The sequence below is a fragment of the Dethiosulfatibacter sp. genome, from assembly GCF_983023055.1.
This window is the reverse complement of sequence record NZ_CEZJXU010000257.1, coordinates 1-3,680: the sequence shown is the minus strand read 5'-3', so window position 1 is coordinate 3,680 and position 3,680 is coordinate 1. Positions and strand designations below refer to the sequence as shown.

The 3,680-nt window shown below is 37.0% G+C and carries 2 protein-coding genes and 1 pseudogene; all 3 read right to left on the bottom strand.

Annotated elements, in window-relative coordinates; translation table 11 throughout:
- A pseudogene (locus AC3AX0_RS09195) lies at positions 1-76 on the bottom strand (indolepyruvate oxidoreductase subunit beta); the annotation flags it as partial.
- Entirely contained in the window at positions 76-1,860 is a 1,785-nt protein-coding gene (gene iorA, locus AC3AX0_RS09190; RefSeq protein ID WP_487550000.1) for an indolepyruvate ferredoxin oxidoreductase subunit alpha, read from the bottom strand. The gene iorA and the pseudogene AC3AX0_RS09195, both read right to left, overlap by 1 nt.
- A gap of 344 nt (positions 1,861-2,204) precedes the next feature.
- The coding region (locus tag AC3AX0_RS09185; protein ID WP_487549999.1) for a sigma-54 interaction domain-containing protein at positions 2,205-3,680 on the bottom strand (1,476 nt) is incomplete at its 5' end.

The following is a 3,680-nucleotide window of genomic DNA, read 5'->3' as shown; positions in this document are numbered from 1 at the left end:
AACCTGTTGTCAATAATTTGCTGGCAAGGATTGTACCCTGTCCACCTACTCCTACCAATAATACACTGTTAGTCATTAGTTTACCTCCTTAGATATTGCATTTACAGGACATGTCTGAGCACATACTTCACAGCCCACGCACTGAGTTCTGTCTATCGATGCCTTCTTTGCTACCTTGTCAAACGAAAGAGCTGGACATCCTGTCTTCATACACTTTTTACAACCTATACATTTATCTTCATCTATTATACATTTTGACTGAAATAGACCTTTGAATTCCTTTTTGTCAGCATCTGAGAATTTTTTAAGTACGCATGGATATCTTGTGATTATTACTGAAGCTTCATCAAGAGAATATGCCCAATCAAGAGTTTCCTTTACTAATTTCAAATCATTAGGATCAATCACTCTAACATTCTTAAATCCTAGAGATTTCACTAATGGCTCAATTTCGATTATATTTGTGTCTTCACCCTGAAGCTTGAATCCTGATCCAGGATTTTCCTGGTGTCCAGTCATTCCTGTGATTCTATTGTCAAGGATTACATTTATACTGTTACCCTTATTGTATATTACATTTGTAAGTGAATTGATTCCAGTATGGAAGAATGTTGAATCTCCAAGAACCGAAACTACTCTTTTCTTATTAGTATCCTTCATGTTGAATACCTGCTGTGCACCATGTCCAATACTCATTGATCCACCCATTACTATTACACTATCCATCGCATTGTATGGCGGAAGATAACCAAGAGTATAACATCCGATATCACCTGAAATGTATGTATCCTTTCTCTTTCCAAGCTCATAGAAGAATCCTCTGTGAGGGCATCCTGCACATAGTGTTGGTGGTCTTCCTACAACCATATCTTTGTCATAAGTATTTGCTTCAAGCTTTTTGCCAAATACTGCTTCTCTAATTACATCTGCAGTCATTTCGCCAGTTACAGGGAAAGTGTCATATCCATGACATTCAATTCCAAGAGTCTTCACAAATTCTTCTATATATGGATCATTTTCTTCAATTACATAAATCTTATCAACCTGTGATGCGAATTCAGTTATCTTCTTCTCAGGAAGTGGATATGTGAATCCAAGCTTAAGATATGAAGCATCAGTTCCAAATACTTCCTTTGCATAGTAATGAGCTCCTCCAGAAGAAATGACCCCGATTTTAGTATCGTTCATCTCTGTAAAGTTAAGATCTGTATTATCAGAGAATTCCTTAAGTTTTATTGTTCTGGCTTCAACAGCAAGTCTTTTCTTTTTTGTATTGGCAGGTGCGGCCATATACTTGTTAGTATCCTTTACATAATCCTTGAAAGCAACTTCTTCTCTATCCAAGCAATCAACTATTCCTTTTGAGTGACATACTCTAGTAGTAATTCTTAGAAGTACTGGAGTATCATATTCTTCACTAAGCTCTAAGGCAGTTTTCATCATATCTTTACATTCCTGTGAATCAGAAGGCTCAACCATAGGAATTTTTGCAAATTTCGCATAATTTCTATTGTCCTGCTCATTTTGTGAAGAGTGATGTCCTGGCTCGTCTGCTGTAATCAAAACCATTCCACCGTTTACTCCCGTATATGAAAAAGTAAAAAGAGGATCCGCTGCTACATTTAATCCTACATGCTTCATAGCTGCAAAAGTTCTTGCTCCTGCTATTGATGCTCCAAGAGTATTTTCTAGTGCAACCTTCTCATTAGGGGCCCATTCAGCCAGTATTGAATCCTTGTATGTAGCTGTATTTTCCAAAATTTCAGTACTTGGTGTTCCCGGATATGCAGATGCATAATGTACTCCTGCCTCATATGCTCCTCTGGCAAGTGCTTCGTTTCCTGTAAACAGTTTTTTCATTTTTTACTCCTTTAATTCATTTATTGTATTTAGCTTTACTTTAATATAATTGCATATCTAAATTTTTCTTATGAATATAATAAGCAATTTTCGTGCCAACTATAAGCATACCGCAATGATTTCATAGTCATCGGTTGCTCACCACACAGTAAAGTTCACAAAAACCTCATAACACCAATGCTTCAAGGTGTTTTACACATTTAACTTTTCCGAAAATAATAAACAGCCTTTTTTTGATAAAAAGGCTGTTTATATGTTTATTTATTATTTTTTGTGGGTTTTGAGGGGCTAGAGGGCTGTATTGCGCAACCTTTGGTCCCTTTGTTTCCCATTCGTCCCTTTAATCACTTTTCTTTTCCTTTATCCAGTAATTCCTCTACAAGGTCGACACCATCTTCAGTCAATGCGCTGCCTCCCCTTCCCTTTTGAATGATTATATAAGATTTTTTATCAAGCTCCACAAGAATATTCCTTATTTCCTTCTCGCTTATATAGAAGTTTTCATCTAGGGCCTTATTATATATACTTCTCCTACCTGTTCTTTTTCTGTTGATTCTCGCTTTATACAGAGCTTTCAGGACAAAGATATATTTACTCGGTTCCCTTACACCAAATAGTTCTTCAATACGTTCATATGAATTATTGACCGACTCAACTTCCACTACACCTATCTTATAGGAACCCTTAGCATTAACAAGCCTCTCCGATTCTGCTATAGATTCAGCATTAATAATACTATCCTCATAATCAAATGGAAGATCTTCCCTATCAATGGTTTTAATGTTCATATTAACGAGATATTCAGCAACATTTCTTAACTCCCTTATATTACCCTTCCACTTATGCTTCAAAAGGGAAACTTCCGCCTCCTTGGTCATCCTGAACCTTCCTTCGTAGACTTCCTTGAAATGTTCAAAAATATCGATGATATCATCTCTTCTTTCCCTGAGGGATGGTAGATTAAGAGGCAGAATTTTCAACCTGTAGTAGAGATCTTCCCTGAATTCTCCGTTCTTTACTAGTTCTTCAAGTTTCTTGTTTGATGCCGCTATAACCCTTATGTCTATATCGATTATTCGATCGCTTCCAAGTCGCATTATCTCCTTTTCCTGAAGAACTCTCAATAGCTTGATCTGTAAACTTTTCGGCATCTCACCTATTTCATCAAGAAATATTGTTCCCCTGTGGGCAAGTTCAAAGAGACCGAGCTTGCCACCCTTTTTGGCTCCTGTGAAGGCTCCCTCCTCATATCCAAAAAGTTCACTTTCCAATATATTTTCAGGCAGTGCTCCACAGTTTACAGCAACAAATTGATAATCTCTTCTGGATGATTCGTTATGTATTGCCTGGGCAAAGAGCTCCTTACCAGTACCTGTCTCTCCGTGTATTAGAACTGAAGAATCTGATCTGGCCATTCTTTTTGCGATTTCCTTGCTTTTATTTATTTCCAGACTTTCACCAATTATGTCGTCAAATGTGTATTTTGCCCTATGGCCTTTTCCTATAAGCTTGTTCCTGATTTTATGCTGCTTCTTCTCTACTTCCTGAAATTCCTTTACAATGGCCATTGAGCCATAAAATTTCCCTGAGTTAACAAGTGGATAAACCGATACTATTAGATCTTTGTCGTCTATCTTAATAATTTCATCCTTTATTGTATTCCTGCTGAAATACACAGAATTAAAGGATACGTTCTTTATAAGGTCACAGGCATGTATATCCGCTATCTTGTCATCATTTTTGCCTAGAATCTCTCTTGCCTTGTCATTGAAAAGCACCGCTCTTCTATCTAAATCAAATTCAATTATCCCCTCGTCACT

Excerpts from the sequence above, each read along its gene's own strand:
- iorA (WP_487550000.1), bottom strand. The coding sequence starts at position 1,860 with ATGAAAAAACTGTTTACAGGAAACGAAGCACTTGCCAGAGGAGCATAT.